The following is a 26,226-nucleotide window of genomic DNA, read 5'->3' as shown; positions in this document are numbered from 1 at the left end:
GGCGCCGACGACGCCGCCACAGAGCATCTCCCAAGTTTCAGCGAGCGTGGCGCATGGCTTTAATTGTTCAGAAGTTCGGTGGCTCGTCCGTGGCCGACGCGGAAGGCATCAAGCGTGTCGCCAAGCGCGTCGTGGAGACGCAGCTTGCCGGCAATCAGGTCGTCGTCGTTGTTTCCGCTATGGGCGACAGCACGGATGAACTGCTCGATCTCGCCGGGCAGGTCAGCACCTCCTCGAACCCGCGCGAGATGGACATGCTCCTCAGTGCCGGTGAACGCATTTCCATGGCGCTGCTCGCGATGGCCATCCATGAGGCAGGGTCCAACGCGCAGTCTTTCACCGGTAGCCAGGCCGGCATGATCACCGACGCTATCCATGGCAAGGCCAGGATCATCGCCGTCTCGCCCTATCGGATCAAGGCTTCCATCGACAAGGGCGACATCGCGATCGTGGCCGGTTTCCAGGGAATGAGCCAGGACAGCAACGACATCACCACCCTGGGCAGGGGCGGTTCCGACACAACCGCCGTGGCCCTCGCCGCAGCCCTCAAAGCTGACGTCTGTGAGATTTACACCGACGTCGACGGCGTGTACACCGCTGATCCGCGGGTTGTCTCGTCCGCGAAGAAACTCGCGGCGATTTCCAGCGAAGAAATGCTCGAGATGGCCGCCTCAGGCGCCAAGATCCTCCACCTTCGCTGCGTGGAATACGCTCGGCGCTTCGGCGTTCCCCTGCATGTCCGCTCATCCTTCAGCCAGCTCGAGGGGACCTGGGTGCTTCCCAACCCCGACGACACCATCAAGATTCAAGAGGGAGAACCCTTGGAACAGCCCATCATTTCCGGTGTTGCACATGACCGTTCAGAAGCGAAGGTCACCGTAGTCGGCGTACCCGACATCCCAGGCAAGGCCGCTGAGATCTTCGGCATTGTCGCGGGCGCCCACTCGAACATCGACATGATTGTGCAGAACGTCTCCACGCACGGCTCCGAACACACGGACATCTCCTTCACCCTGCCCATCGTCGAGGGCGCGGAGGCGCTCGCCGCGCTCAAGGCCGCGCAGCAGACCGTTGGTTACGAGAGCATCGAGTACGACGAGCAGATCGGCAAGCTGTCACTGATCGGCGCCGGGATGCGCTCGAACCCAGGTGTGTCCTACAAGTTCTTCCGGGCGCTGTCCGACGCCGGGGTGAACATCGACATGATCTCCACCTCGGAAATCCGTATTTCCGTGGTCACCAGCGCAGACCTGCTCGACACCGCGGTGCGCGCTGTGCACGCAGCGTTCGACCTCGACGGCGACGCCGTAGCGACCGTGTACGCGGGAACCGGCCGCTAGGCTCCGCACTTCTCTCAGCGTTGAGTTGGCAGGACACACCCCGAATGCACTGCCAAACGGGGTGTGTCCTGCTGAATCAACGCACTATTCCTCCGTGTGGAGCACCGGTTTGCTGAAGTAGTCCTTGTACTTCTGGACAGGCTCCGTGCGGCGGGCTGTCTGATGGTCCGGGTGCCTCCGGACGGCGTAGTGATGGCCGTCTGAATCCACCTCAATGTTGAGTTCGGCGAGTTCGGCCTCAGAGGCGACTTCGAACTCATCATGCCGGTGCACTACCGGCTCATCCAGGGCGTCCCGCTCGGGCGGTCCCAGGAAGATGGTGGCGGGGTTTTTGATCCAGCGGCGCCGGGGTCTCTCAGCCATGGGTATCGCCTTCTTTCTGCGGCTGTTCGAGTATCCACATCTTAAGTCTGTGCGGGTGAAAAAGATCCGGCAGCACGCAAAAATCCCCCGCACCGATACTGGTGCAGGGGATCTCTGCGTCTGCTGTTGGCGTCTGTTACTTGCCGTTTGCTGGACTGGTGCCCTCACTGGGAGCAGTGGGTAGCTTGTCAGCGCCACCGGTCTCCGGGACTACTGCCGCTGAGGCTTCGCCCGAACCGTTCACGACAACCGAAATGAACGTGACCGAAGTGGATCCCTCGTAGGTCACGCGGCCAACATAGGAGCCCGGCTCCAGGCCAGTCCAGTTCAGGGTGACTTCTCCGGACTCACCGTTCGCCAACTCCAGCGGATTCGGCGCAATGGAGGCGTTGCCTTCGTCTGCGCCGAGGATCGCGGCGTCGAAGGTCGCCGCAGTCGCCTGACCATTGGGGCTCGCATAGAGATTGACGACTGCTGTGTAGGTGCCCGGGATCGGGTCCTGCAGGTTCAGCGTCTCACTCGCCGACGCGGTCGCCACCTGGTAGAGGCGGCCACTCGGGTCGAACACGAAGAGGTCGAAATCAGCGCCGGGATCAGAGGAGAACACCGACATGCTGGCGAACGGGGTCCCCTCTGGAACGGCCACTTCGGTCATGTAGTTCGACGCGTTGTTCTCGACAGCTACCGGACCCGGGGTGAGGGACAGCGGAGAGCTGCTGGCCTTGGAGAGGCCCTGAAGAGTCAGGTTGACCGGAGCGTCCGTACCGGAAGTCACGGGGATCGTTGCGCTGCCGTTCGGCCCTTCAGAGGTGAAGGACACTTCAGACGGAGCGACCACGGACTGCGGACGAACGGCGATCGGCGAAGCGACAACCTTGTTCTGTCCTTCCCAGACGAGGGATCCCTTGGCGAACTCGGCCAGGGGCGCACCAGCGTTCTCGAAGGTCACTTCGAAGGTGCGGGTCTCACCGGCGGAGGTGAAGTTCAGCACCGAGGGGGTGACCGTGACATTCACACCGGGCACGTTGGCAGTTGCGGTGTAGATTCCCGGGGTGAGCGCGGTGACCGTACGGGTGACGGTCACATTGCCGGTCAGGTTGCCTACCGCGAAGGACGGCACATTCATGTCCTTGGCGTCGATGCCCTCGAGTCCGTTGACGTCCGCGTAGCCGGTTCCCTCTACGAACTGGAGGTATTCGTAGCGTCCAGCGTCGTAAATCAGGCCCGGGCTCAGCACGTTCGTGGGATCGACCTGACCCGCGCCGGTTCCGAAGACGTCGCCGTCAACGCCGCCGTCCGCGTTCTTCACCGGATCGGCGGTGGTCATCATGGCGGACTTGACCGCAGCAGGCGACCACTTGGGGTTCTTGGCAAGGATGAGTGCGCCGACCCCGGCGACATGAGGGGAAGCCATCGAAGTCCCGGAGAGGAATCCGTATTCATCGCCGCCGGTACCAATCGGAGATACACCCGCGAGGACCGCAACACCGGGTGCCGCGATATCCGGCTTCAGCAGATCGGAGCCCGTGGCGAGCAGCGGGCCGCGTGAGGAGAAGCCTGCGATCTGCGGAACAGGAGGCAGTGCCTCACCGGTTGTGTCTTCGGGCACCAGTGCAACCTTGATGTCCGGGTCGGCTGCAACCTTCTCCTTGAGCGCAAGGCTCTGCGGAGCGTTGACGTGCACGGTCGGGACCGAGTGCTTGTCGGTGTCCATCGATGAATCGGTGAGGTTGACCAGGATCATGCCCAGACCGCCGGCGCGTGAAACTTCAGCGGACTTCGCAACGCGGTCATACACGCCGCGGTCGCAGACAACGATCTTGCCCGTTACCGCCGCCGGGTCCAGAGAGTTCGGTGCGCACAGGGCAGCTTCGGTCGCTCCTGCCGCGGCGGCGTTGCCGCTCAGAACCACCGGGCTTGCGGGGACACCGGCATTCATGATGCTCGCTCCCCGGAATTTCGTTCCATCGGAGAATTCAGCGGTGCCCTGAAGTGCGTGGCTGAAGGTGCTCGCGGCAACGGTGGTCACCCAGGGAGCTCCATGGTTGACGGTGCTGGCAGTCGGGCCGGAGTTACCGGCCGAAGCTGCCACGAAGACACCCGCGGATGCCGCACCCAGGAAGGCGAGCGAGACGGGGTCTGTGGTGGTCGTTGCGCTGCCCGAGATCGAATAGTTCAGCACGTCCACGCCGTCGAGAACCGCCTGGTTGATGGCAGCGATCGAAGCCGAGGAGTAGCAACCGCCGGTATTGGGGTCGGTGTCGGCCCAGCACACCTTGTAAATCGACAGCTTGGCGGCCGGGGCTACACCGGAAGACTTGCCGAAGTCGCGCCCGTCAACCGTCTGGGTAACGTTGCTGTTGCCCGCAGCCGTGCTGGCGGTGTGCGTCCCATGGCTATCGACATCGACGGGCGAGAGGACCTCTTCAGGCGCGCGGTCCGCCTTCGGTACGAACTCTTCGAAGTCCGCGAAGTACTGGGCCGCCAGCACCTTCGAATTGCACTCTGTGCCGGAGAAGCGGACGCCGACCTGGCACTCACCGACGAACGTCGTGCCGTCGGACTTCAGCATCGCTATGCCGTCCTTGGCCCGGTATGGCTGGCCGACCTTCGGCTCTTGGCCCTTCTTCAGCTTGACGACCTTGTCGCCCTGGAAGAAGGGGTTGCTCGGTGTGTAACCGGTGTCGATGACGCCGACGACGGTTCCCGCTCCCGCGTTCTTTTCGCCGCCGAACTGGGAGTTCCACGCGCCGTCCCCGCCGCGGAGGTTGAGGATGTCCAGGCTTGAGTAGTCATCCGGTGCGTTTTCGACGTCCGGAGCAACCAGGCGGACGTTCGGATCCTTGGCGAGTTCAACCGCCTGGTCCGAAGTGAGCTTGGCGCTGAAGCCGTTGAGTGCAGCGGTGTAGGCGCGGTTGATCTCCACACCTTCCTCGGCCGCTACGGCCTGCTGCTTCCGCTCCAGATGACTCTTGTACTTCTGGAAGTCCTTCTTTTCGCTGAGCTTTTCGCCCTTCTCCGGCTTGGTGGCCGCAATCCCGGGCACGCCGCCGTCGTACGTCGCCGCAGGCTCTTCATTGAGCACCACTATGTAGCGGCCGTCGGGATAGTCCTGGGAGTCCACTTTCTCAACCGGGATTTGCTGGGTAGCAGTAGAACCAGCCGGGGCAGCAGCGGCGGGAACCGCTGTCATTGAACCAAGGATCAGCGGGAGGCCAAGCATGAGAGCTGTAGCTCTGCGCAGCCCACCTGCCCGCGAATTCCTGTTGTGGGGGTCTTTCACGCGAGGTTACCTTTCATTGAAAAAGCGGCCGTCCTCGGCCGGACAGAAAGCAGCCGGTGTGGGGTCTGTGCCCTGAATCACGACCGAACTTTCCATAGGCTACCCCCGAGTAGGGTGGCCCTGGGTCGGTCCTGAGGAGAACCTGCCGGTAAACAGAGCTTTCGGGCAACAAATCGTTTTCAGAACGCTCGTTCATTCACTTCGCGGGCCCGAAATGGTACAAGACCGTTGCCTGAGGCCATCAGGGATAATGGGACGGTGCCTGTAACAGTCCTCGCTCCGGAAGTGTGGGAGCCCCGAGCCCTCGCCCATGCCGAGCGGGTGCGCGCCTACACCGAGCCCTACCTCCGTCGCCGCGCCGAGCAGCGCAAGCACCCGGTCGAGGACTTCCTTTTCACCTACTACACCCAGAAGCCCGCACAGCTGCTGAAGTGGCACCCGGGTGCGCATTCCGTACTGACCGGTCCCGGCGCCGTCGAGCGTGTTGACTGGAAGTTCTACCGCGCGCTGACCGCCGAAGAGCGGCAGCAGTTGGGACTGAACGACGACGACGCCGCCGTCACCCTCGATCTCGCCGCTTTCCTGAGTGCGCGGCGCGAGGCAGTGGATTTCGCCGGAATGATCCTTTCCGGCACGGCCGCCCGCCCGGCGCAGTTCGGCTGCTTTGGTCTGCATGAATGGGCGATGGCGTACAAGTCGGAGGAGAACTCGATCCGCCACGAATACCTGGGCCTCCGGCTGGGTGCCGGCGGGACCGACGAGGTGGTGGAAGCGAACCGCATCCGGTGCACCCACTTTGACGCTTTCCGTTTTTACGCCCCGCAGGCGGCTCCGCTGAATGAACTTCAGCCCACCCGCGCGGCACAACGGGAACTTGAGCAACCGGGGTGTCTGCACGCGAACATGGACCTCTACAAATGGGCGTACAAGCTCACGCCCGCCCTTCCCAGCGAGGTGGTGATGGATTGCTTTGAACTCGCCTGGCAGATCCGCATCATGGACATGCAGGCTTCCCCGTACGACCTCGCCGAGTGGGGCTATCCGCCGATCGCCATCGAGACACCGGCCGGCAGGGCAGACTATGTGCGGGCTCAGCGCGCGTTCTCGGCTGAATCCCAGCTAAAGCGTGCAGAGTTGCATGAGTACATCAAACAACTGCAGCTCGGTTCCGAGCGCTGATTCAGGTCGGAACCGTGCAGAGAGAAACATCGAGGGCGACAAGGAGGTTCCCCATGGGATTCGCACATGGCGTTGCAGTCAGGAGCGCCTCCATTCTTACCGGCATCATTCTGGCCGTGTCGCTGGGCGGATGCGGGGCAACAGGTGATCCCGGCACCGAACTGACCGCCGCCCCTCCCAGTTCACCCATTACCGATTCCGCCGAACCGTCCCCATCGCCAACCGCCTCGGAGAGCAGCATGTCACCGGAGTCGCCGAAGCCGACGCCCAGCCTCCCGTCCGACCCCGCGGCAGTCGGGACCGCAATGCTGACCATTAGCATAAAGCTGAGTCCCGAATCGCAGCCCACCGAGTACTTCCTTGAATGCACTCCGGACGGAATCGGCGAAAATACGACCGTGCCTCAACCCGAGGCCGCCTGCGAGGCCGTCAAACGTCTCGGCGCCTCCTTTTTCAATGCCCAGCCGGACCCCAACCGGATGTGCACCCAGCAGTACGGCGGCCCCCAAACAGCCACAGTCAAGGGCACCGTCGATGGGCACCGCGTCTACGCGTCCTTCTCCGCCACCGACGGCTGTGAGATTGCACGGTGGAACGCTTTGGAATCCATTCTGGGCCCGGCCGGCGCGAGCTGACGCCCTCCTGCAGGGCCCGGGTCACAGGCCGCTGTATTCGGCCGGTAGAATGGAACAGCAAGCTCGCGGAGCGCTGGATCTCGCTTCAGGATCATCCTTGAACACACACAACATCCGAGCGTGAGACGGCACCCGTCGGGCAACCGCATTTAACCGCATTTTCGCCGTGTTTATACTTCACAGGAGTTGCCGGATGCCCCGGATCGTTGTTGACGTCATGCCCAAACCTGAAATCCTCGATCCGCAGGGCAAGGCTATCGCCGGCGCCCTCCCCCGTCTCGGGTTCACCGGATTCGCTGAGGTGCGCCAGGGCAAGCGGTTCGAGCTGACCGTCGAGGGTGATGTAACCGAGGAAGTGCTGGACCACGCCCGCAGCGCAGCTGCCACGCTGCTCTCAAACCCCGTGATCGAGGACGTGACCCGGGTCGAGGTCATCGAGGACGCACAGTGACTGTCGAAACTCCCCTGATCGGCCACTCCGCGGCTGAGACCGTGGATGCGACCCTGTCCGGCGTCCGTGTCGGCGTCGTCACCTTCCCCGGTTCGCTCGATGACCGCGATGCCCTGCGTGCTGTCCGCCTCGCAGGCGGCACCGGCGTCCAGCTCTGGCATGGTGACCACGATCTCAAGGACGTCGACGCCATCATCATCCCGGGCGGCTTCTCCTACGGTGACTACCTGCGTGCCGGCGCCATCTCCCGCTTCGCACCGTTGATGGAGCAGATCACGGCAGCCGCTTCCGGCGGCTCGCTGCCCGTGCTCGGTATCTGCAACGGCTTCCAGGTCCTCACCGAAGCGCACCTGCTTCCGGGCTCCATGGTGAAGAACAACCACCTCCACTTCCTGTGCAAGGACCAGCGGCTGAAGGTCGAGAACACTTCGACTTTCTGGACCTCCGTGTATGAACAGGGCAGCGAAATTGTGGTGCCGCTGAAGAACCAGGACGGCCAGTTTGTTGCCGACGAGCGCACCCTCGACGAGCTCGAGGGTGAGGGCCGAGTGGTCTTCCGCTACGTGGGCGGCAACCCGAACGGATCCCGCCGGGACATCGCAGGCATCACCAACGAGCACGGCAACGTCGTGGGCCTCATGCCCCACCCGGAACACGCCGTCGAGGCGGGTTTCGGCCCTGACTCCTCAGCATTCGGCGAGGTCGAGGTCCGCGGCGGCGTGGACGGACTCGGCATTTTCACCTCGGTACTGCAGAAACTGGTTAATAAGTGACTACAGAGACAACCTCCAAGAAGTTCAATATCGACACGGTCGCGCACGCCGAGCAGACTCCTGAGCAGCTCCTCCCCTGGGCCGAACTGGGCCTGAAGGAAAACGAGTACGAGCGCGTCGTCGAAATCCTCGGACGCCGGCCAACCGCTGCCGAACTCGCCATGTACTCGGTCATGTGGAGCGAGCACTGCTCTTACAAGTCCTCCAAGGTGCACCTGCGCCAGTTCGGCGACAAGGTCACCGACGCCATGAAGGAACACCTCCTCGTGGGAATCGGCGAGAACGCCGGCGTCGTTGACATCGGTGACGGCTGGGCGGTGACTTTCAAGGTCGAGTCCCATAACCACCCGTCCTTCGTTGAGCCGTACCAGGGCGCCGCGACCGGCGTCGGCGGTATTGTGCGCGACATCATCTCAATGGGTGCGCGTCCGGTCGCGGTCATGGACCCGCTGCGCTTCGGTGCGATCGACCACCCCGACACCCCTCGTCTGGTTCACGGCATCGTGTCCGGCATCGGCGGATACGGGAACTCCCTCGGGCTGCCGAACATCGGCGGTGAAGTAGTGTTTGACTCGGTGTACCAGGGCAACCCGTTGGTCAATGCGCTGGCTGTCGGCGTCCTTCGCCACGAAGATATCCGGCTGGCCAACGCGTCCGGCGTCGGCAACAGGGTCGTGCTCTTTGGTGCTCGGACCGGCGGCGACGGCATCGGCGGCGCCTCGGTACTGGCCTCGGAATCCTTCGACGACGCCAAACCCTCCAAGCGCCCAGCCGTCCAGGTCGGCGACCCCTTCGCCGAGAAGGTGCTCATCGAGTGCTGCCTCGAACTGTTCAAGGCCTCCGTTGTGGAAGGCATCCAGGACCTCGGCGCAGCCGGCATCTCCTGTGCAACCTCCGAACTTGCCTCGAACGGCGACGGCGGCATGCACGTCGAGCTCACTGACGTCCTCCTGCGCGATCCGTCGCTGACTCCGGGCGAGATCCTGATGTCGGAATCGCAGGAACGCATGATGGCCGTGGTTACGCCGGAGAACGTCGCGGCGTTCGAGGCCATCATGGACAAGTGGAACGTCGAGTACTCCTGGCTGGGTGAGGTCACGGACACCGGCCGCCTGATCATCGAGTGGGACGGCGAGAAGATCGTTGACGTCGACCCCCGCACGGTCGCCCATGACGGCCCGGTCTACGAGCGCCCGTACCACCGCCCCGAGTGGCTGGACAGTGTGCAGGCTGACTCCTTCGCGGGGGACCGCCCGGCTGACGGTGAGCAACTCAGGTCGGCGGTGCTGGAGCTCATGGCTTCACCGAACATGTGCTCGAAAGACTGGATCACCAACCAGTACGACCGCTACGTCCAGGGCAACACTGCCCTCGCCATGCCGGATGACGCCGGAGTGGTGCGCGTTGACGAGGAAACGGGCCTTGGGATCGCGCTCTCGACGGACGCGAACGGACGCTACTCCTACCTCAACCCGTACGACGGCGCCCGCCTGGCTCTGACCGAGGCGTACCGAAACGTCGCTACCTCGGGTGCACAGCCGATGGCCGTCACCGACTGCCTCAACTTTGGTTCTCCCGAGGATCCCGAGGTCATGTGGCAGTTCGCGGAGTCCGTACGCGGCCTTGCCGACGCCTGCCAGGAGCTCGGCGTTCCGGTCACGGGCGGCAATGTATCGCTGTACAACCAGACCGGCGGAGTGGCCATCCACCCGACGCCGGTTGTGGGTGTGTTGGGAGTGTTCGACGACGTCGCACGCCGCACGCCGTCGGGCTGGCGGGAGGACGGACAGGCCATCTACCTGCTCGGAACCACCCGGGATGAGCTTGACGGATCCGAGTGGGCCAACCTGCGCGGACACCTCGGCGGGCAGCCCCCGGCGCTGGATCTGCAGGCGGAGAAGACCCTTGCGGCGATCCTCATCAACTCCTCACGTGACGGAATGATCGACGCCGCGCACGACCTCTCCGAGGGCGGCCTTGCCGCGGCTCTCGCCGAAGCTGCTCTGCGCTTTGGAGTCGGTGCCCGCATCGCAATCGACGAGCTCTGCGAGCGTGACGGTATCGATCCGTTCACTGCGCTGTTCTCTGAATCGCAGGCACGCGCCGTCGTCTCCGTCCCGCGTTCGGAGGAGGTGCGGTTCAACGACATGTGCACTGCAAGGAACTTCCCGCGCACCCGAATCGGTGTGGTCGACGTGGAGAACCAGGCCCTCGATGTCCAGGGCCACTTCACCCTCCCGCTGTCGGAACTGAAGGAAGCACACGAAGCCACGCTTCCGAAGCACTTCGCATAAGCACACGACCCGGCAGAGCACCGGTGCTATGGCGCCGGTGCTCTGCCATATCGTTACGTTCACAACCCATGGGTAAAGCGACCCAACAGATAGGGTTAATTCATGACATTTCCGCTTTTGAGCGCGCTTTTCGCCATGATCGCGGGTTTGTTGCACGTGTACATCTTTGTTCTCGAGAGTGTCCGGTGGCGCCATCCGTCCGCGTGGCGGAAGTTCGGTATCGCCTCCCAGGAACACGCCAACATCATCAGCCCGATGGCGTTCAACCAGGGCTTCTACAACCTTTTTCTTGCTGCCGGTGTGATCGTTGGGCTGGCCCTGTCCGGCACGCTGGTCGGGTACGGCATGATCGTTCTCGCGCTGGCAATCATGGTGCTCGCCGCCGTCGTTCTGGTGGTGACCAACAGATCGCTCTGGATTGCGGCCCTGGTGCAGGGGCTCCCCCCGTTGCTTGCGCTGGTCACCGTACCGATGATGCAGGCCTGATCGCTTCGCTCCCCTCGTTGGTTCCCCCCCCACGACGGTGTGCCCGAATAATGAGCGTGCCTGAATGACGAGTGGAATGTCGCTCAGCGCGGAACGGCTGCAGCTGGTGCCGATGAGGGCAGCGCACTCCGATCTGCTCGCACGGTGGGAGCGGGAGCCCGGTTGGGCGCCGGACTACCCGCAGCCAACCGATATGGACGCGGCGCGCAACCTCTTCGAATCCGGACTGCTCTATGCCGACGACGGTGACCGCTTCGGTGTTTGGCTGATCATTGAGCGGACAACGGGCTCAGTCATCGGAACAATCGGCTTCGACGGCCTGCCCCAAGACGGAGCACTCCAGGTTTCCTACGGGATTGTGCCGTCACGACGGGGATCCGGCATGGCGTTGGAAGCACTGCATTGCCTGACCGAGTATGCAAGCACCCGCCCGGAGGTGGACTTCATTGAGGCCTATGCGCAGTCCGATGCGTCGGCTGCGGTGCTAAGGAAAGCGGGCTACGGTCGGGTGAACGCGTCGGCCGGTTCAGTCGAAACGCCGCTTTATGTCTGGCGCGTTGCGCGGGACGTGAACCCGGATGTGGTGGTTCCTGCCTACCCGGTTGCTGTCTCTACTGCTGCTGTCGGTCCCGTTCCGGCCGCCAACTGACGGGCTGCTTCGAGGTAGCGGCGGGTGACCAGTTCCTGGCAGAACCGTGCCACTGGGGCGCCTGCGCGGTAGAACCAGTTCGCATGACGGCTGTAGGCGTGAAGTTCAAAGAAAACAGAACCATCAGCCTCGCATACCGCAGCGAAACTCTCCTCGCCGCATTCCGGGTGACCCGGCAGGGTGGCGTAGCCGAAACCGGCGCGGCGGACACCGCCGTCGTCGTTGTTTTTGTGTTTGTGCTCTTCAACCCACACCACTTCGCACGGGATGCTCAACCTCAAGTCCCCTATCCCGAAGCCCACCACGACGGTGCCGCCGACGGCGGCTCGCGGTGCGGCCTGGATGCGCAGTCTGGCGTGGCGATGGAGTTCGAAGGTGAGGATCCCCTCGGCCAGCCGGCGGAAGGCGGCCTCGCCGGCACCGACGCGGATGCGGTGATGTAGAGGCCGGAACCCGGTCGGCCAGGCGCCCGATTGCGTCCAGCCGACTGCGGTGTGGGTGATGTCAGGCATCGCTGCCCTGCGAGAGCCGGGACCACCCGAGCGACTCACGATCCTTTTTCGGAAGTGCTGCCACCACAAGGTCATAGGAGTCCTCAATCATGTCGCGGAGCATACCGTCCGGCAACGCGCCCGTGCAGTCCACACCGTTCCAGTGGGTCTTGTTCATGTGCCATGCGCCCGTGATTTCGGGGTGTGCTGTCCGCAATTGCCGGGCGAGATCGGGATCGCATTTGAGGCTGATTGACAGGGACGGCGAACCGAGATCCGAGAGCGCGAACATCTTCGCCGTTCCGCCCGGCGCGCGCACCTTGAAGACCGACGCTTCCGGGCCGAAAGGGAAGTCCTCGAACGTGCCTGGGAAGGAGAGACAGGTCTCGCGAAGCTGTGCCGGATCCACATAGTGAGCGTACAGCCAAGCGGTGGCACACTATAAGAACTCACGATCAAGGAGCGCACATATGGGAGACCTCGGCCGACAGGCGCGCAAGGTTGCCGATGGGGCAGAAGAAGCCACTGATTCCAAGCCATTCCTGATCGCCGCGCGCGCAGGGTACGTGGCAGCCGGGATCCTGCACGTCCTGATCGGCGTCATTGCTGTGAGGATCGCCGCAGGAGGATCGGGCAGTCCCGACCAGGATGGTGCCATGGCATCCCTTGCCGGCACCCCTGGCGGCGGCATACTCCTGTGGGCGTGTTTCATCGGGTGTAGCGCCCTGGCGCTGTTCCTGCTCAGCGAGGTGTTTTTCCCCCCGAAGCGGCTCCACGGTAAGGAGGAGCTCAAGCACCGCCTCAAGGACGGCGCGAAGGCTGTGGTGTACGCGGTGATCGGGTTGGCCTTCGCGCAGTACGCGATGGGCGGAGGGGGCAGCGGATCGTCCCCCCAGATCACCAGTGCTGCCCTGATGTCCAACCCGGCTGGAGCGGCGCTGTTGCTTGCCATCGGAGTGGGCATCCTCGCGGTGGGCGCCTACTTCATCTACAGCGGCGCTACCCGCAAGTTCGAAGAGAACCTGAAGGGCAAACCCTCCGGTTCCGCAGGCAAGGCCCTCACCGCACTCGGCACTTTAGGGTATATCGCCAAGGGCGTTGCGCTCGGCGTACTTGGACTCTTGGTGGTCATCGCGACCGTAACGCACAACCCGGAGAGATCAAGTGGTTTCGACGGTGCGCTGAAGTCGCTGCAGGAACAGCCCTTCGGGTTCTGGATCCTCGGAGCTGTTGCGTTGGGGTTGATTGCATACGGCGTCTTCATGATTGTGCGATCCCGGTACCAGCGCATGTGAGTGCGGGTTGAGACTGGTTCCCGCCCCGCTAGAGACCCAGCCGCGGCGCCTCAATCGCGGGGCAGGTGTTCATCACTACCTCAAGTCCGGCATCGGAAGCCCGCTGAGCGGCCGCCTCGTCAATCACGCCGAGCTGCAGCCAGACTGCCTTGGCGCCTACGGCTATTGCGTCGTCCACAACCGCGCCGACCTTCCGGCTGTTCACGAAGCAGTCAACGACGTCGATTTCCCCCGGCACGTCGGCAAGCCGTTTGTAGCCTGTCCGGCCATAGACGTCGTCACCCTTCAGGCTGACGGGAATCACGTCCATTCCAAGCTGATCGATGAGGAATCGCGATACTCCCATCGCTGCACGCCGGGGATTGTTAGAGAGTCCGACGACGGCCCAACGCGCCGGCGTGGTCAGGAGCCGTTTGATCGTGGCTGGATCGTTGTGGTGTGGCATGAATGCCTCCTGTTCAGGCGGGCTGCAGGTTGGCGTGGGCGGCATCGACGTGCTGTGAATGACCATCCTTCGTGGGGGCGGGGTGCCCCCGGAAGGTTCTCCGGTAGGCGGCCGGAGACGTGCCCAGTGCTCGCTGGAAGTGATGGCGCAGGAGCACTGCCTGCCCGAACCCTGCCTCGCGGGCGATGGTTTCGATGCTGAGGTCAGATTCCTCCAGCAGGGTCTGCGCGCGGAGGATGCGCTGGGCTGTGAGCCAGGCGGCCGGCGTCGTGCCGGTTTCTGCTTTGAAGCGCCTGGCGAAGGTCCGTTCCGACATGTGTGCTCGGGCTGCGAGAGCGCTGACGGAGTGCTCTTCGTCGAGGTGTTCATCCATCCAGACGAGGATGTCCTCGAGTGTGTCGCATTGCGCGACCGAGATGGGCCGGTCGATGTATTGCGCCTGGCCGCCGGCGCGGTGTGGCGGAACGACCATGGATCGGGCGATGCTCGTGGCCGCAGCGGCACCCAGTTCGGTGCGCACCAGATGGAGGCAGGCATCGATTCCCGCTGCAGTACCGGCGCTGGTGACGATGTTACCGTCCTGGACGTAGAGCACGTTTTCGTCCACGTGGACTTCGGGGTACTGCTCGGCAAGCTGACGTGCGTGGAGCCAGTGCGTTGTCGCCCGGCGTCCATCGAGAAGGCCGGCCGCTGCCAGCGCAAAGGCTCCGCTGCAGACTGACAGCACCCACGCTCCGCGCTGATGAGCGGCTCGCAGTGCCCGGTGGACTTCCGGTTGTCCCTCGGCCTCGATGCCGAACGGCGGCATGATGATCAGGTCCGCCGTTTCCGTGGCGGTCAGGTCCTCCTCCACGGCGATCGAGAATCGCAGATTGGTGGGTATGAGACCTGGTGAGGGCGTACAGATGGAGAAGTCAAAGGCAGGGATGCCGACACCCCGGGCGGAGCGGTCAACACCGAACACCTCACACGCAACACCGAACTCGAAGGGCGTTACGCCAGGCAGGGCCACGACGGCGACTTTTCTGAGCATGCCCCCAGTTTGGCAGGTACATGGCGGATAGTTAAGATCCAGCCACGCTAAATATCTGATGCCCTCCGTGCGATGAACCGTCGGATCCAGTCGACTGTTTCCGGGTGGTCGAGATGGAAGCCGTGCCGCGCGTCCGCGACTTTCACCAGCATCGAACGCGGGATCAGTTCGCGCAGTACAAGTGCGTTTTCGAGCGGCGTCAGCGGGTCCGCCGTGCCGTGAAGGATGAGTGTCGGTGCACGAATCGAGCCGAGGTGGTTTCGCGCGTCGTGTTCTTTGCTTGCCCGGAAGTGCCGGAGTTTGGCCTGGCGGGACGCGTGGGACGTGAAGAAGGTCCGGACGGCGGCGCTGTGTGCAGCCGCCCAGTCGGCGTCGAAGAACAGTGGCTGGAGCCGCGCGGGATCGCCGCTGGTGAGCGCGCGGGTAACGTCGGGGTCTCTGTCCTTGCCAAGGAAACCGCCTGCCGAGGTGCCGGCAAGGATGAGGGCACCGGTCCTGTCCTGGTAGTCGACGGCGAGCCACTGCGCTACCCGGCCTCCCATCGAGTGGCCGTAGATGTGTGCCCGCTGTACACCGGCGGCGTCGAGTACGGCTATGGCATCGGCGGCGAATTCCCTGGTGCTGAGGTGTTTGGTCGGCCCGTCCTCACTGTTGTCGATTCCCCGATGGTCGAAGCGGATAACCCGGAAGGTTTTGGCCAGTTCAGGGACCATGGGCCCCCAACCGGTCAGCCCGGTAGCCTGACCGGCGATCAGCAGCATGGGGCTACCGGTCCCGTCCGACCGCCAGACAAGGCGTGTTCCGTCCGCAGCTACAGCGAAGTGCATGGGTTACCCCAGTCAGTCAGTGATGTTCGACGGTGGAGTGCCAAAGGCGTCGAGATCCTGCCAGAACGACGACGGCACTTCGGTTTGGCGCATGCGCTCGAGTTGATCGATGCGTTCGACCGAGGAAATGCCGACAATTGTGGAATCGACGAGAGACGAGCCCAGGGAGAAGTGGAGCGCAGCCGTCGGGAGGTCGATTCCTTGGTCGGCGCAAAGTTTTTCGACCCGGGCGACCCACTCAAGCAGTTCCGGTGGGGAGTTCTTGTAGGCGTAGGTTGCACCGCTGGCAGAGCCGCGGGCGAGCAGGCCACCACCGAAGGGAGCGGCGTTGAATACACCCATGCCCTGGCCTACTGCATCTTCGATCAGCGGGAGTGCGCTCCGGTCTACGAGGGTGAATCGATTGTGGGTGAGGAGGACGTCGAAGGCTCCGGTCGCGACGTACTGCCGCATCAGGCTGACAGTTCCTGCGGCGATGCCGATGGCGTCGACCAGGCCCTCATTTTTGAGCTCAAGCATCCCGGAGATTGCGCCGCCGGGTGCTGCTGCTTCCTCAAAGGTGACGGAGTACGGGTCATGCAGATGTAGTAGCCCGAGCCGGTCCACCCCCAGCCGTTGGCAGCTTTCCTCGAAGGAACGCCGGACGCGGTCCCGATCGAACGCGCCTGTTTCTGGATCCTGATCGGCCTTGGTGACGATTGACCGGCCCTCCGCTATACCGCCTGAGGAGAGGGCGAGACCGAGAACCGCCTCGCTTCTGCCTTTTGCGTAGTTGTTGGAGGTATCGATCAGTGCGTACGGTCCGTGAAGCATTGCCTGGGCGAGTTCCACGGCGGCTGCCTCCTCAGGATCGCCAGACCCTGTTCCTGCCCCGAGGAATGAGGTGCCTAGCGTGATCGGGCTTGCAAGAATTCCTGAAGCACCCAGAGCGCGTGGGTCAATGGGGTGGCTGGGTTGGTCTGGCATGGGCGTCTCCGTTCACTGGTCAGGCTTGAGGATCGGGTTCATGAGTCGGGGTCACGGCCGGGTCTACGGGCGGCGTGTTGTCATCGGGCTCTGATCAGAAACTTACCCTGCGCCCGCCTTCGGTGCTCGGTGATGCTGGTGCCCGGTATGGGACATAGCGCCTCAAAAAGGAGGCTCAGGGGTCGACGTGTGAACTGTTCCGGCGCGGGTTCGCACAACGATGGTTCCGGGCGACGGTTGGCGGTATCCAAAGATCCCCTCCGACTTGTACAGGTGGTGCTTAGGGCAGAGACAAGCCAGGTTGCGGTGGCTCGTTGTCCCTCCTCTGGCCCAGGGGACCGTATGGTCAATCTCGCAACCGATCGCGGATCGGTTGCAGCCGGGATGTCTGCAGGTTCGGTCACGGGCTCGTACCCAGTCCTGCAGATGTTTGGGAGGACGGTACGTTTCTCGCCCGACGTCCAACACCGATCCGTTAACCGGATGGGTAAGAATTCGCGTGAACGACGGTGCGTGCGCTGCGAGCCTGGCCGCGGTGTCTGAGTCGATTGGGCCATATCCTTCGAGTTCTGCGAACTGATTGTGCCCGCGAGCATCGGGCGGTGATTCAGCCGCAGGAAGAGCCAACCCCGGGCCGTTGTCCTTGCCGCTTGTGCCTGCGCCGCTAGTTCCGAAGCCGGCACCCGTAGAGCTGTTGTCGCTTGTAGCAAGGACATCCAGCAGCGTCAGGACAGGCACCGTGACGTTCACCTGCGCGGTTACCCCTTGCCAGGCCGGTTCCTCGCGCGACCCCGATGCCTCAGGTGCTTCGTCCGCGTTGGCGCTGCCCGCGAAGCCGCCGCCTGGAAGCATCTGCGGCTTACCCGGGGTGCAACTGTGCGTGAGCAAGTCCGCGAATACGTCTGCTCGAAGTTGGCTGAGGTTGCGTGGTTCTTCAGGTGTTCGGAGTTTCTGTGCCGTCGCGGTCAGCCGCTGGTAGATGCCACATGCCTGTTCCGCCGGAAGGTAGGCGTGCAGCCATGCCATGCCGTCGTCATCCGGCCGAAGCTCAACGTGCCGCTCTGCAACCGCCTTAGCCTTGCGAAAGGGAAGGGTTTCCGGGTGGTGCACCTCGCGAAACCGGCGGGCACGTCGAGCGAGCTTGGCAACAGTCAGCCCGGTTGCCTCATCCAGCAGGGCGCGCTCGAATTCGGCCACAGCCTCAGGCGGCATTCCGAGCGACTCGTCGGCAATAAGAACAGCATGACGACGCGAAATCTGACCCGATTCCAGCGCCTCCAGGGTGGCGCGATGTTTCACCGTCAGGTGCGTGGACTCGTCAACCAGACGGCTTGCAGTGCGTTCCGGGATGTTCAAGGTGAGGGCAACTTCCGACGCCGCAACCGACCGCGCCAACTCCTCCCGACGGCTACCACTCGGGAAGCGTGGCGAAACCTCGTCCCGACTGAGATCCGCAACTCTGGAGACGATACGTACTTCCATTGCATCGACCCACGATCGCAGTCCGGCCAAGCTCTCCAAGGCAACAGTGGCGTCATTGAGGGTCAGATTCTCGAGCCCGGTCAGGACCACCCTTCCGTTGAGGCCAGCCGCCATGTCCGTGTGAGCACCGTCGTCGGCGCTGGGGTCCTGCGTGGGCGCGATTAGCTCCCATACCAACTGAGAAGGCCCCGACCCGTCCTCACCTCCGCCGATGGTGTCTCCGAGTGCCGTGAGTTATGGGACCAGCTACGGAAGGAGCCTGAGGGGTCCACAGAAGGACCGGCAATTCCCTCGGACAGGGCTTCACAGTCGAACTCCCACAGGTCCTCAGGCCGGAAGTCGAGTTCGGTGAGGAAGTCATGCCAGGCATAGTCATCAGGCTGCGCCAATGAGCTCTCGAACACCGCCTCCAACGTCATGAATACAGTCAAACAACCACCACCGACAATTCTGGGAGAGCGCACCCGACCGCCTGAACGCCAGGGAGAGATGTCTGTCCGAGGTGTCCCATATGCTTCGGTGAGAACACCTACTTGACTGGAGAACCATGCCGGAACTTCGCGTATTTGTACCCACTCCCCTACCCGAGCCCCTGTGCGAGCTCATTGAGCAACTGGAGCCGCGCATCGAACTGATCAGGAATCAATCCCTGTTGCCGCCACAGCTTTACGCGGGCGACCACCAGGGGGACGGGGATTTCCGGCGCACGCCCCGGCAACAGAGCGAATACGAGCACCTCATCGACAGCGCCGACGCTCTGTACGGTGTTCCGGGCCAGTCAGGAACAGAACTGCGCCGGGCTGTCCGTGCCAACTTCAACCTTCGCTGGGTCCACACCACTCCAGCCGGCGGCGGCAGCCAGGTCAAGGCGGCACAGCTGACTGCCGATGAACTGGACCGCATCACCTTCACCACCTCGGGCGGCGTTCATGCCGAACCACTCGCCGAATTCGCGGTGTTCGGCGTACTCGCCGGGGCGCAGGGCCTGCCACAACTTCTAGAGGATCAGCGAGGGAACGTCTGGGGAGCTCGGCGGCCGGTGCCGCAGGTAGCGAACCAGCGTGTCGCCGTCGTCGGTCTGGGTGGCATTGGACGTGCCGTTGCGCGCAAGCTGAGAGCGTTAGGGGCCGAGGTTATTGGTGTACATCGGCGGGACATTGGGGCAGAGGGCGTCTCTGGCATCCTCCCCCCTGGGCGCCTTGGCGAGCTTCTACCGGAGGTGGACGCCGTGGTGCTGTGCCTCCCCGCCACCGAGCACACACGGCACATGCTCAGCCGAGAACTGCTTCAGCGGGTGAAGAAGGGCATCACCGTCGTCAATGTCGGGCGCGGCACCACCGTTGATGAGGACGCACTGATCGAGGCGCTGAGCGACGGGCGTGTGGGATTCGCAGCGCTCGACGTATTCGAACAGGAGCCCCTCCCGAAGGACAGCGCGCTGTGGGAGCTGCCGAACGTCGTCGTAAGCCCTCACAACGCCGGAACCTACGAGGAGGAGGAGCGGAAGATCGCGGAGCTGTTCGCAGAGAATGCCCGGCGTCTACTGGACGGCGAACCGCTGCTCAACGTTGTCGACACTGTGGAGTTTTACTGAGCGGAGTTCTACCGAGCAAGTTCACGGAGGTGGCAGGAGCTAGCTAAAGCCACTTCTTGTACTTGAACGTTAGGTAGAGGCCAACGCCCATCAGCAACATTAGAGCGAGCGAGAAGGGGTAGCCCAGCGTCCATTCGAGTTCCGGCATGTGTTCGAAGTTCATGCCATAGACGGTGCCCACGAGGGTCGGAGCGAAGATGATTGCGGCCCAGCCGGAGATCTTCTTGACCTCTTCGCTTTGCGCGAGACTGGCTTCGGAGAGGTGGCGCATCTCCTCGTTCTGGCGCTGGGCGACAAGAGTCGTGTGAACCGACAGCGCGTTCTCCAGCAGGATGCGGAAGGAATCGACGCGTTCAACCACCCGGAACACGTGATCCAGCACATCGCGCAGCCTGCGTTGCAGCTCGACTTCCAGGTCATACTTTTCGGCTCCGCGCAGCAGGGCTTCAAGCATGGGCCGCAGCGGATGCGTGGCCCTTTGAAAGCCGATGACCTCACGTGAAAGTTCGTAGATGCGGCGTGCAACGTCAGGGGCAGAATTGAAGAGTTCGTCCTCGATCTCGTCTATATCGTTCTCAAGTCCTGCCACGACGGGTGCGTACTGGTCCACCACTTCGTCCAGGATGGCGTAAAGCACTGCCTGAGGCCCCAGCGCAAGAAATTCAGGATCAGCCTCGAGCCGCCGTCGTACTTTCCCAAGGTCGGGTGACTCGGCCTGACGGATGGTCACGATGAAGTCGGGACCAATGAAAACATGGAGCTCCCCGAACTCGACCATTTCCTCGGCGTCGATATAACGGGCAGGACGGAGCACCGCAAAAAGCGTCTCTCCGTAGCGCTCAAGCTTGGACCGCTGGTGACCGTGGAGAGCATCCTCGACGGCAAGTTCGTGGAGCGAGAACTCCTCGGCCACCCTGTGGATCTCTGCGTCGTCAGGGCGGTAGAGCCCGATCCAGGCCATTCCTCCGCGATCACGTTTCAACTCAAACGTTTCATCCAGATTCACCGGGTCGGCGCTCCGGTGACCATTCACGTACACGCCGTTGTCAACGATGGCCACCGTGTTGTCCCTACTGTTTGTCCGTCCAAGGCTTACGCGAGTTTCTCATACAGTGCCTCTGTGAATGCCCCAACGTGGCGGCGGCACCAGGGCGCGTCAGTTCTCCGTCTGCAGATGGTAGACCAGCGCCGCGGCGACGTCGGCAAGACGAACGTTTGTGTTCTGGGACAGCCCTCGCAGGATGTCGAATGCTTCCTCTGCGGAGCATCGCCGGCTGACCATGAGCATGCCTTTTGCCTGCTCGATCGTGGCGCGTGTGGTGAGCGCCTCCCGCAACTGCGCCACTTCCACTGCCAGGTCTTTGTAGTAGGTAACGCCTTCCGTAAAGGCATTGACCATGTTCTGGTGATTCTCGACTTCCTGGGAAGTCACTTTGCGGCTGTTCATGATGTCCCGGTAGTGCTCCATCACCTGAAGAGCATCGGCCCTCAGCACCGTCACATCTTTGACCTGTTGGCGAATGCCGATGACGCGTCCCTCATGGAAGACAGGCGTGTTGATCGGAATCCAGTGCCTTTGAAGATACTTCCCGGACCGCGGATCAGCGATGTCGTACCTCTGAATAACCATGTTGTCGGCAATCCCCGAGCTGAAGACCTGTTCAAAGGACGCGCCCATTCGCGCTACGCCGTCCGCCTCGGGATCATCCGGATTATCCGGAAAAGCCTCGAATGCGTTCAGGGACAGCAGCGCGTCTGCGGGTCGTCCGATTGTCTTGCTGAACGATGGATTGACCGCTCGAATGACGGAATTGCGGTCCATCAATACCGTCGGCACCGGGTCCGCCCTAAATGCTTCATCTCCCGTAAGGACCCTGGTTGTCGCGGCACTTTCTGGCCTGAACCCACTCACCCGGCGATTTTATCGTGCTTCGGACTCGTGTTCTCCTTCGGATGATTGCGCAGCCCCGTCAGGTTCCCAACGCAACACATCACCGGGCTGGCAGTCCAACACCTCGCAGATGGCTTCGAGAGTGGTGAAGCGGACAGCCTTGGCGCGCCCGTTCTTCAGGACCGCCAGGTTGGCCGGTGTGATCCCGATCCGGTCAGCCAGAACACCGACCGGCATCTTGCGCCTGGCCAGCATGACGTCAATGTCGACGATGATGGGCATCAGATCACCTCGTCGAGCTCGTCGCGCAGGTGTTTGGCTTCGGCGACGCGGGCAACCGCCTGCGCCAGCAGCATCCTCAGGACCAGCACGATCAGCGCTACGCCGCCGATGAGGAGCGATGCACCGCAGATGAGCAGGATGATCCCCGGAGCAATCTCGCCCGGCGCAAGGAGAACCGCAAGGCCGAACACCAGTACGGAAGCGGCCGCGATTGCACCAAAGATGATGTCGACGTAGCGGAATGCGCCGTGGGAGAACACGGTGCCGCTGCGGACCATGGTGAGAAGCTTCCAGACACAGACGGCACTCACCTGCACGGTCAGGATGCCGAAGACCACGATGGCGTTGAAAGTGATGCGCAACCCGGTGGGCACGCCCGCTTCTTCCAGGTCCGTCGATATCAGAGGCACCATCCAGAGCTGGACGAACAGCGAACCGGCAATCACCATCGCGATGACGATCTGCAACGCGAGGATGGTCAACTTTCCCATCGGGATTCCCTTCGATTGTTTTACAGATGAAACATATCGAAGAACGATAGGTAGGTCAATCTTGTGGAACTGGTCGTAAGCCAACTCGTCCGATCGCTCATGCCCTACCCGAGACGAATAACCAGATCCGCCCGCTCTCTTGTGGCCGCGATCTGCCGCGCGTTCGGCTCGTCGACCCGCTCAACCCAGTCCCGCGCCGCAGCCCGGCTTTTACCGAAAGTGACATGGCGCTGAACCAGGCGCTCAATACGCAGGCGGTCCTCCTGCTCGCAGTACCAGATCTCTGTGCACTGGCTGCGCACCTCCCGCCAACCCGGTGTATCGAGGAGGAGGTAGTTGCCTTCCGTCAGAATGGTCCGCGCTGACGGATACACGGGAACGACGCCGGCAATCGGCTGTTCAATCGTCCGCTCGAAACCGGGCGCGTAGACCACTGAATCACGAGCTCCGCGAAGTCGCTGCAGAAGGGCAGCATACCCGTAGGCATCAAAGGTCTCGGGCGCACCTTTCCGCTCCAATAGACCCAGCCGCAGCAGTTCCCGGTCCGACAGGTGGAAGCCGTCCATGGGCACGTGCGCGTAGCGCTGTCGTTCCGGATTCGGTTCAACATGGTTCAGCAGGGCCATCAGCTGCCCGGCCAGGGTGGTCTTACCCGCTCCCGGCGCGCCGACTATCCCGATTACGACGGCGGTCTCGTGCGCCGAGATGCGCTCTATTCGGTCGACCAGTTCGGCAAGCATCACGGTGCCATCCTGACACGGGTAATGCGACGAGGGCTTCACGCCGGAGGGAGTGGGTGAGTGGGGTTTATTCGGATGGTTCGGGCAGGATGAGCGTTGTGATGCTCCGGCTGGGCCACTGCACCGTTGCGGTGTCCTGCCCAAGTTCGAGGCGCGGTTGCTCAGCAAGAGAATCGGGTGTGCCGAGGCCGACTGCCGCGGCGTACCAGGCTCCGGGAACCGGTTTCGTTGCCCTCACGTACGGAACTGTGGTGTCCTCTGCTAACGGGGTGGCGTCGCGGTATAGACGGCTCTGCGCTTGGTCGAAGCCGTCGGAACGGTCACAGCCCTGAAGAGGAACTATGACGGAGTCAAGCTCCGAGGTTGCGGGCAGCGCCCACCCGCCCACGGTGAGCGCGCCGAGGGGTGCCTCGTTCGGAGTGGGCTCACGGTCCACTCGAACCAGCCGCACCTCCCACGGCCCGTGTACCAGGGAAACCGTGGTGACGGGCGCTCCATGGCGCACGGTTCCGGCTTGCCCGTATCCGTGGTTCGCATCCGTGGGTTCTGGGTCAACCCAGTGCGTGACCGCGCGGGAGGCCCCAATAAGGGCACCGGCGTCGTCATCGGTTGCCTGGATGTCAAGCGTGGTGAAGCCGGTGCGGTGACTCGGCCGGCCGTTCTCGTCCGCGAGGGTGACGGACATGTCGAGAGGGTGGGTCTCGCCGTCGTCGTCCATGATCGGCGCGGTAGCGGTCGAGTAGCCAAGCCGCGCGTACAGCGGAGAGTCGGCAACCTCAGCTCCCTCCTGGGCATGGTCGGTGCCGTGGTTGATCACACGTACGACGCCGTCAGCCCTGGTGCCGCTGACAGCCCAGCCGGGTGCCGCAGCAGTAAAGGCGAAGTCGCCTTCTTCAATGGGCAGGGGCTTCTCGACGGCCGTCCAGACCTCGTGATCTGCCGGAAGCGCGAGCCCCAGCAGCCCCTTCGATGCCCAGTAGGGTGACCCCGGCCCGGAATAGGACTGGGCCATTTTCGGCCACTCGTGGTGCCAGCCGAGTGAGAGCAGTCCGTCGCTGTCGGGGGCCCCGCGGTCGGCGAAGTGCCGCAGAATCCCACTTGCAGCGCGGCGCAGGAGACCAGACTCGACGGCGGTGCAGCCGGCGAGCGCTCCACCCCAGAACGGCCCCGCGGCAGAGAAGCGGTAAATCAGGCTCCGGCCCTGGATGAGCGGGGAACCATCCGCGCCGACTAGGCGGACGGCGTCAAGCAGGAACCGGTCGAGGTGCGCGGTATCGCGGTCGCGGCGGGTGGGGCCGGGACCGTCGTCGTCGTGGCCGGCCATCCGGTGCCACAGCGCCGGGTATAGATGGAGTGCCCAGCCTGCGTAGTGGTCATAGGCGCGCTGGCTGCCGTCGCTGTACCAGCCGGCGTCACGCACGAAAGTGTCATGGAGCGCGAGGTCCTCGTCGATGTTGTCCTGGCTGTAGTCCGCACCAACGGACTTCAGGAACTGCTGGACGACGATGCGGAACCAGACCCAGTTGATGGGCGGGTACTCCGCGTCGGTGGTCAGGGAGAACCAGTCGACGAGCTGTTCCTGGACGGTGGCGTCCAGTCCGTCCCACAGCCAGGGGCGCGTCATGTCGAGCACGATGGCCAGGGCCGCAGCCTCGACCTTTGCCCTCGGCATACCACTCGGCAAGTCCTAGCGGATCGTCGCCGCGCTCGCCTGTGAGCCGGAAGCCCGCGGTGAGGAAGGTGCGCGCGAAGCCTTCGAGGCCGTCGATGGCCCGGCCGTAGCCGCCTTCGCGTCCGGGCGGTGTGATGCGGGCATGGCTGGGACTGGCCCACTTGCGGACGCCGAGCAGCATCGAGTAGGCCTGGGCCGCGTGGTGCTCGCGCGTCCATCCCGTATAGGGCGAGAGTTCCCGGTCCAGGGTCGGAAGTGTCAGCTTGTTCATGCGCTCATGAGCCCTTCACCCGGCGCCACCCATCCCAACCGCTCCGGCCCTGCGGCGACGATCCGTTCGGCGAAGGTTCCATAACCCATCGCAGCTACTGCCTCCGGCTTATTCATGGAGCGGTCCTTTCCTGTGGCTGATACTCGATCGGTGTGCCTTGCATCACGTTCGGGACCAGTACATACTCAGAGTCGGCATGAAGCAATCACGTTTTCCGCCTCTCCACGGACGCAGCACTCGACGAGACGGCTGGAAAGCAGGGCAGTCCGCGGGCCGAGCACTTCGATAAATCCTAAGGATGACCTGGCGGTCGTAGCGTACGACGACGAGGTCGCCTACCTTGCCGAGCCCGCCATCTCCGCGGTGCGGCCACCGAAGCACTACGTCGGCCGGGTGGCGGTGCAGATGCTCGCCGCCCGGATCGCCGAGGGCCGGCGACGGCCCGTCCACCGCCTGGAGCTGAATCCGGACCTAATCGTGAGGGACTCCTCGCTTGGAACGCCTCACCCGTCACCTACAGAGATGAGCTCCCCATGACAACAGCACTGCTCCTGAGCGGCACCGGACGGTACGCGGACCCCTGGCACCCCTTCGCCGAGACATCCGCTGCGGTTGCAGGCCTACTTCAAGACCACGGTCTCACCGTGGAAACCGCGGACGACGTCGACTGCGCTCTCGAAGGCCTCCAGGACTCCGCCTCCTGGCCGGACCTGCTGGTGGTGAACGTCGGTCTCCCCCGCGACGACGACGGCACGTCCCCCGGATCAGAGGCCGCCTCCGCGGGGTTGGACGCCTGGATTGCCGGCGGGCGGCCGTTGCTGGCCCTGCACTCCAGCTCCACCAGCTTTTTGGATTCGGAATCGTGGGAGAAGGCACTCGGCGGTCGGTGGGTGCGGGGCGTGTCCATGCATCCGGAGTACGGCCGGGCACACATTGTGCTGGAGGGCTCCTTTCCGGTGGGCGTCCCTGACTTCACGGTGGACGACGAACGCTACAGCTGGCTGCGCACGTCACCGGAGGTCGTCGTCCATGCCCGCCACGAACACGAGGGGCACCTCCACCCATTGATTTGGTCGCTGGAGCGACCGCTTGAACGCACTGCGAAACGGGGAGCGGGAACCACTACAGCGCGAAGCTTCTACGACGCTCTCGGCCACGACGCGGTGTCGTACGCGTCACCGGAGCGCCGGGAGTTGCTGGAGCGCGCGGTGGACTGGCTGCTCGCCTGACCGCAGCGTGGGCCTGCTTTGTTACGACATATATTGCAAAGGCACGTCAGAAAGTCGTTTAGTG

At 63.4% G+C, this 26,226-nt stretch carries 27 protein-coding genes and 1 pseudogene; 12 read left to right on the top strand and 16 right to left on the bottom strand.

The window, feature by feature from the left end; genetic code table 11:
- The first annotated feature begins 53 nt into the window (after positions 1 to 53).
- Positions 54 to 1,340: an aspartate kinase gene (locus AC4D1W_RS08090; RefSeq protein WP_490892514.1), complete on the top strand. Its 1,287-nt coding sequence runs from the start codon at positions 54 to 56 to the stop codon at positions 1,338 to 1,340.
- An 84-nt stretch (positions 1,341 to 1,424) separates the two neighbouring features.
- Here AC4D1W_RS08090 and AC4D1W_RS08085 read toward each other — a convergent pair whose 3' ends face one another.
- Positions 1,425 to 1,703, bottom strand: coding sequence for a hypothetical protein (locus AC4D1W_RS08085; RefSeq protein ID WP_490898400.1), 279 nt, complete (start codon positions 1,701 to 1,703; stop codon positions 1,425 to 1,427).
- 136 nt (positions 1,704 to 1,839) lie between these two features.
- A complete protein-coding gene (locus AC4D1W_RS08080; protein ID WP_490898399.1) occupies positions 1,840 to 4,896 on the bottom strand; it encodes a S8 family serine peptidase in 3,057 nt (1,018 codons plus the stop codon).
- Positions 4,897 to 5,244: 348 nt separating this feature from the next.
- Between AC4D1W_RS08080 and AC4D1W_RS08075 the strand changes: the two genes are divergently transcribed.
- The 7 genes from AC4D1W_RS08075 (at position 5,245) to AC4D1W_RS08045 (ending at position 11,453) form a co-directional block, all read left to right on the top strand.
- Positions 5,245 to 6,165 carry a 3-methyladenine DNA glycosylase gene (locus AC4D1W_RS08075; protein WP_490898398.1) on the top strand — a complete coding sequence of 307 codons (921 nt, stop codon included), beginning with the start codon at positions 5,245 to 5,247 and terminating at the stop codon, positions 6,163 to 6,165.
- 53 nt (positions 6,166 to 6,218) lie between these two features.
- Entirely contained in the window at positions 6,219 to 6,800 is a 582-nt protein-coding gene (locus AC4D1W_RS08070) for an SSI family serine proteinase inhibitor (RefSeq protein WP_490898397.1), read from the top strand.
- A gap of 193 nt (positions 6,801 to 6,993) precedes the next feature.
- Entirely contained in the window at positions 6,994 to 7,251 is a 258-nt protein-coding gene (purS, locus tag AC4D1W_RS08065; RefSeq protein WP_490892510.1) for a phosphoribosylformylglycinamidine synthase subunit PurS, read from the top strand.
- Entirely contained in the window at positions 7,248 to 8,024 is a 777-nt protein-coding gene (gene purQ, locus AC4D1W_RS08060) for a phosphoribosylformylglycinamidine synthase subunit PurQ (RefSeq protein WP_490898396.1), read from the top strand. Before purS ends, purQ begins: the two co-directional genes overlap by 4 nt.
- Positions 8,021 to 10,318: a phosphoribosylformylglycinamidine synthase subunit PurL gene (purL, locus tag AC4D1W_RS08055; protein ID WP_490898395.1), complete on the top strand. Its 2,298-nt coding sequence runs from the start codon at positions 8,021 to 8,023 to the stop codon at positions 10,316 to 10,318. Before purQ ends, purL begins: the two co-directional genes overlap by 4 nt.
- Before the next feature lie 102 nt (positions 10,319 to 10,420).
- Positions 10,421 to 10,804, top strand: coding sequence for a DUF1304 domain-containing protein (locus AC4D1W_RS08050; RefSeq protein ID WP_490892507.1), 384 nt, complete (start codon positions 10,421 to 10,423; stop codon positions 10,802 to 10,804).
- A gap of 64 nt (positions 10,805 to 10,868) precedes the next feature.
- Complete coding sequence (locus AC4D1W_RS08045; protein ID WP_490898394.1) at positions 10,869 to 11,453, top strand: GNAT family N-acetyltransferase; 585 nt, start codon at positions 10,869 to 10,871, stop codon at positions 11,451 to 11,453.
- On the opposite strand, the gene AC4D1W_RS08040 is transcribed toward AC4D1W_RS08045, so the two are convergent.
- Complete coding sequence (locus AC4D1W_RS08040) at positions 11,399 to 11,965, bottom strand: DUF1990 domain-containing protein (protein WP_490898393.1); 567 nt, start codon at positions 11,963 to 11,965, stop codon at positions 11,399 to 11,401. The genes AC4D1W_RS08045 and AC4D1W_RS08040 overlap by 55 nt on opposite strands.
- Positions 11,958 to 12,353, bottom strand: coding sequence for an MmcQ/YjbR family DNA-binding protein (locus AC4D1W_RS08035; RefSeq protein WP_490898392.1), 396 nt, complete (start codon positions 12,351 to 12,353; stop codon positions 11,958 to 11,960). The genes AC4D1W_RS08040 and AC4D1W_RS08035 overlap by 8 nt, the downstream gene beginning before the upstream one ends.
- Positions 12,354 to 12,414: 61 nt before the next feature.
- On the opposite strand from AC4D1W_RS08035, the gene AC4D1W_RS08030 reads away from it, so the two are divergent.
- Positions 12,415 to 13,239 (top strand): DUF1206 domain-containing protein, encoded by an 825-nt coding sequence (locus AC4D1W_RS08030; RefSeq protein WP_490892503.1) that lies wholly within the window; start codon positions 12,415 to 12,417, stop codon positions 13,237 to 13,239.
- 28 nt (positions 13,240 to 13,267) lie between these two features.
- Here AC4D1W_RS08030 and AC4D1W_RS08025 read toward each other — a convergent pair whose 3' ends face one another.
- From AC4D1W_RS08025 to AC4D1W_RS08000, 6 genes are all read right to left on the bottom strand, one after another.
- The gene (locus tag AC4D1W_RS08025; RefSeq protein ID WP_490892502.1) at positions 13,268 to 13,684 is read right to left on the bottom strand and encodes a CoA-binding protein; all 417 of its coding nucleotides are present in this window, start codon (positions 13,682 to 13,684) and stop codon (positions 13,268 to 13,270) included.
- Between the two features lie 13 nt (positions 13,685 to 13,697).
- Positions 13,698 to 14,717, bottom strand: coding sequence for a helix-turn-helix domain-containing protein (locus AC4D1W_RS08020; RefSeq protein ID WP_490898391.1), 1,020 nt, complete (start codon positions 14,715 to 14,717; stop codon positions 13,698 to 13,700).
- A gap of 47 nt (positions 14,718 to 14,764) precedes the next feature.
- Positions 14,765 to 15,544 (bottom strand): alpha/beta fold hydrolase, encoded by a 780-nt coding sequence (locus tag AC4D1W_RS08015; protein WP_490898390.1) that lies wholly within the window; start codon positions 15,542 to 15,544, stop codon positions 14,765 to 14,767.
- A gap of 12 nt (positions 15,545 to 15,556) precedes the next feature.
- Positions 15,557 to 16,510: an aldo/keto reductase gene (locus AC4D1W_RS08010; RefSeq protein WP_490898389.1), complete on the bottom strand. Its 954-nt coding sequence runs from the start codon at positions 16,508 to 16,510 to the stop codon at positions 15,557 to 15,559.
- A gap of 162 nt (positions 16,511 to 16,672) precedes the next feature.
- On the bottom strand, positions 16,673 to 18,169 hold the full coding sequence (locus tag AC4D1W_RS08005) for an HNH endonuclease signature motif containing protein (protein ID WP_490898388.1): 1,497 nt from the start codon (positions 18,167 to 18,169) through the stop codon (positions 16,673 to 16,675).
- Positions 18,154 to 18,411: a hypothetical protein gene (locus AC4D1W_RS08000; RefSeq protein ID WP_490898387.1), complete on the bottom strand. Its 258-nt coding sequence runs from the start codon at positions 18,409 to 18,411 to the stop codon at positions 18,154 to 18,156. The genes AC4D1W_RS08005 and AC4D1W_RS08000 overlap by 16 nt, the downstream gene beginning before the upstream one ends.
- Positions 18,412 to 18,539: 128 nt before the next feature.
- On the opposite strand from AC4D1W_RS08000, the gene AC4D1W_RS07995 reads away from it, so the two are divergent.
- Entirely contained in the window at positions 18,540 to 19,586 is a 1,047-nt protein-coding gene (locus tag AC4D1W_RS07995; protein WP_490898386.1) for a D-2-hydroxyacid dehydrogenase, read from the top strand.
- Positions 19,587 to 19,629: 43 nt separating this feature from the next.
- Here the strand turns inward: AC4D1W_RS07995 and AC4D1W_RS07990 are convergent, their stop codons facing one another.
- The 6 genes and pseudogenes from AC4D1W_RS07990 to AC4D1W_RS07965 form a co-directional block, all read right to left on the bottom strand.
- The gene (locus AC4D1W_RS07990; protein ID WP_490892495.1) at positions 19,630 to 20,646 is read right to left on the bottom strand and encodes a magnesium and cobalt transport protein CorA; all 1,017 of its coding nucleotides are present in this window, start codon (positions 20,644 to 20,646) and stop codon (positions 19,630 to 19,632) included.
- A 96-nt stretch (positions 20,647 to 20,742) separates the two neighbouring features.
- Positions 20,743 to 21,423: an ANTAR domain-containing protein gene (locus AC4D1W_RS07985; RefSeq protein WP_490898385.1), complete on the bottom strand. Its 681-nt coding sequence runs from the start codon at positions 21,421 to 21,423 to the stop codon at positions 20,743 to 20,745.
- An 84-nt stretch (positions 21,424 to 21,507) separates the two neighbouring features.
- On the bottom strand, positions 21,508 to 21,759 hold the full coding sequence (locus AC4D1W_RS07980) for a helix-turn-helix domain-containing protein (RefSeq protein WP_490898384.1): 252 nt from the start codon (positions 21,757 to 21,759) through the stop codon (positions 21,508 to 21,510).
- Positions 21,759 to 22,250, bottom strand: coding sequence for a DUF2975 domain-containing protein (locus AC4D1W_RS07975; RefSeq protein WP_490898383.1), 492 nt, complete (start codon positions 22,248 to 22,250; stop codon positions 21,759 to 21,761). The genes AC4D1W_RS07980 and AC4D1W_RS07975 overlap by 1 nt, the downstream gene beginning before the upstream one ends.
- Before the next feature lie 104 nt (positions 22,251 to 22,354).
- Positions 22,355 to 22,990 carry a nucleoside/nucleotide kinase family protein gene (locus AC4D1W_RS07970; RefSeq protein WP_490898494.1) on the bottom strand — a complete coding sequence of 212 codons (636 nt, stop codon included), beginning with the start codon at positions 22,988 to 22,990 and terminating at the stop codon, positions 22,355 to 22,357.
- A 67-nt stretch (positions 22,991 to 23,057) separates the two neighbouring features.
- Positions 23,058 to 24,843 (bottom strand): annotated as a pseudogene (locus AC4D1W_RS07965) (DUF2264 domain-containing protein).
- A gap of 204 nt (positions 24,844 to 25,047) precedes the next feature.
- Between AC4D1W_RS07965 and AC4D1W_RS07960 the strand changes: the two are divergent.
- Positions 25,048 to 25,470, top strand: coding sequence for a substrate-binding domain-containing protein (locus tag AC4D1W_RS07960; RefSeq protein WP_490898382.1), 423 nt, complete (start codon positions 25,048 to 25,050; stop codon positions 25,468 to 25,470).
- Positions 25,467 to 26,162, top strand: a complete 696-nt coding sequence (locus AC4D1W_RS07955) for a ThuA domain-containing protein (protein WP_490898381.1) — start codon at positions 25,467 to 25,469, stop codon at positions 26,160 to 26,162. The genes AC4D1W_RS07960 and AC4D1W_RS07955 overlap by 4 nt, the downstream gene beginning before the upstream one ends.
- Positions 26,163 to 26,226: the final 64 nt, after the last annotated feature.

It is taken from the genome of Arthrobacter sp. TJ-170, assembly GCF_058269305.1.
This window is presented reverse-complemented; position numbering and strand designations above follow the sequence as displayed.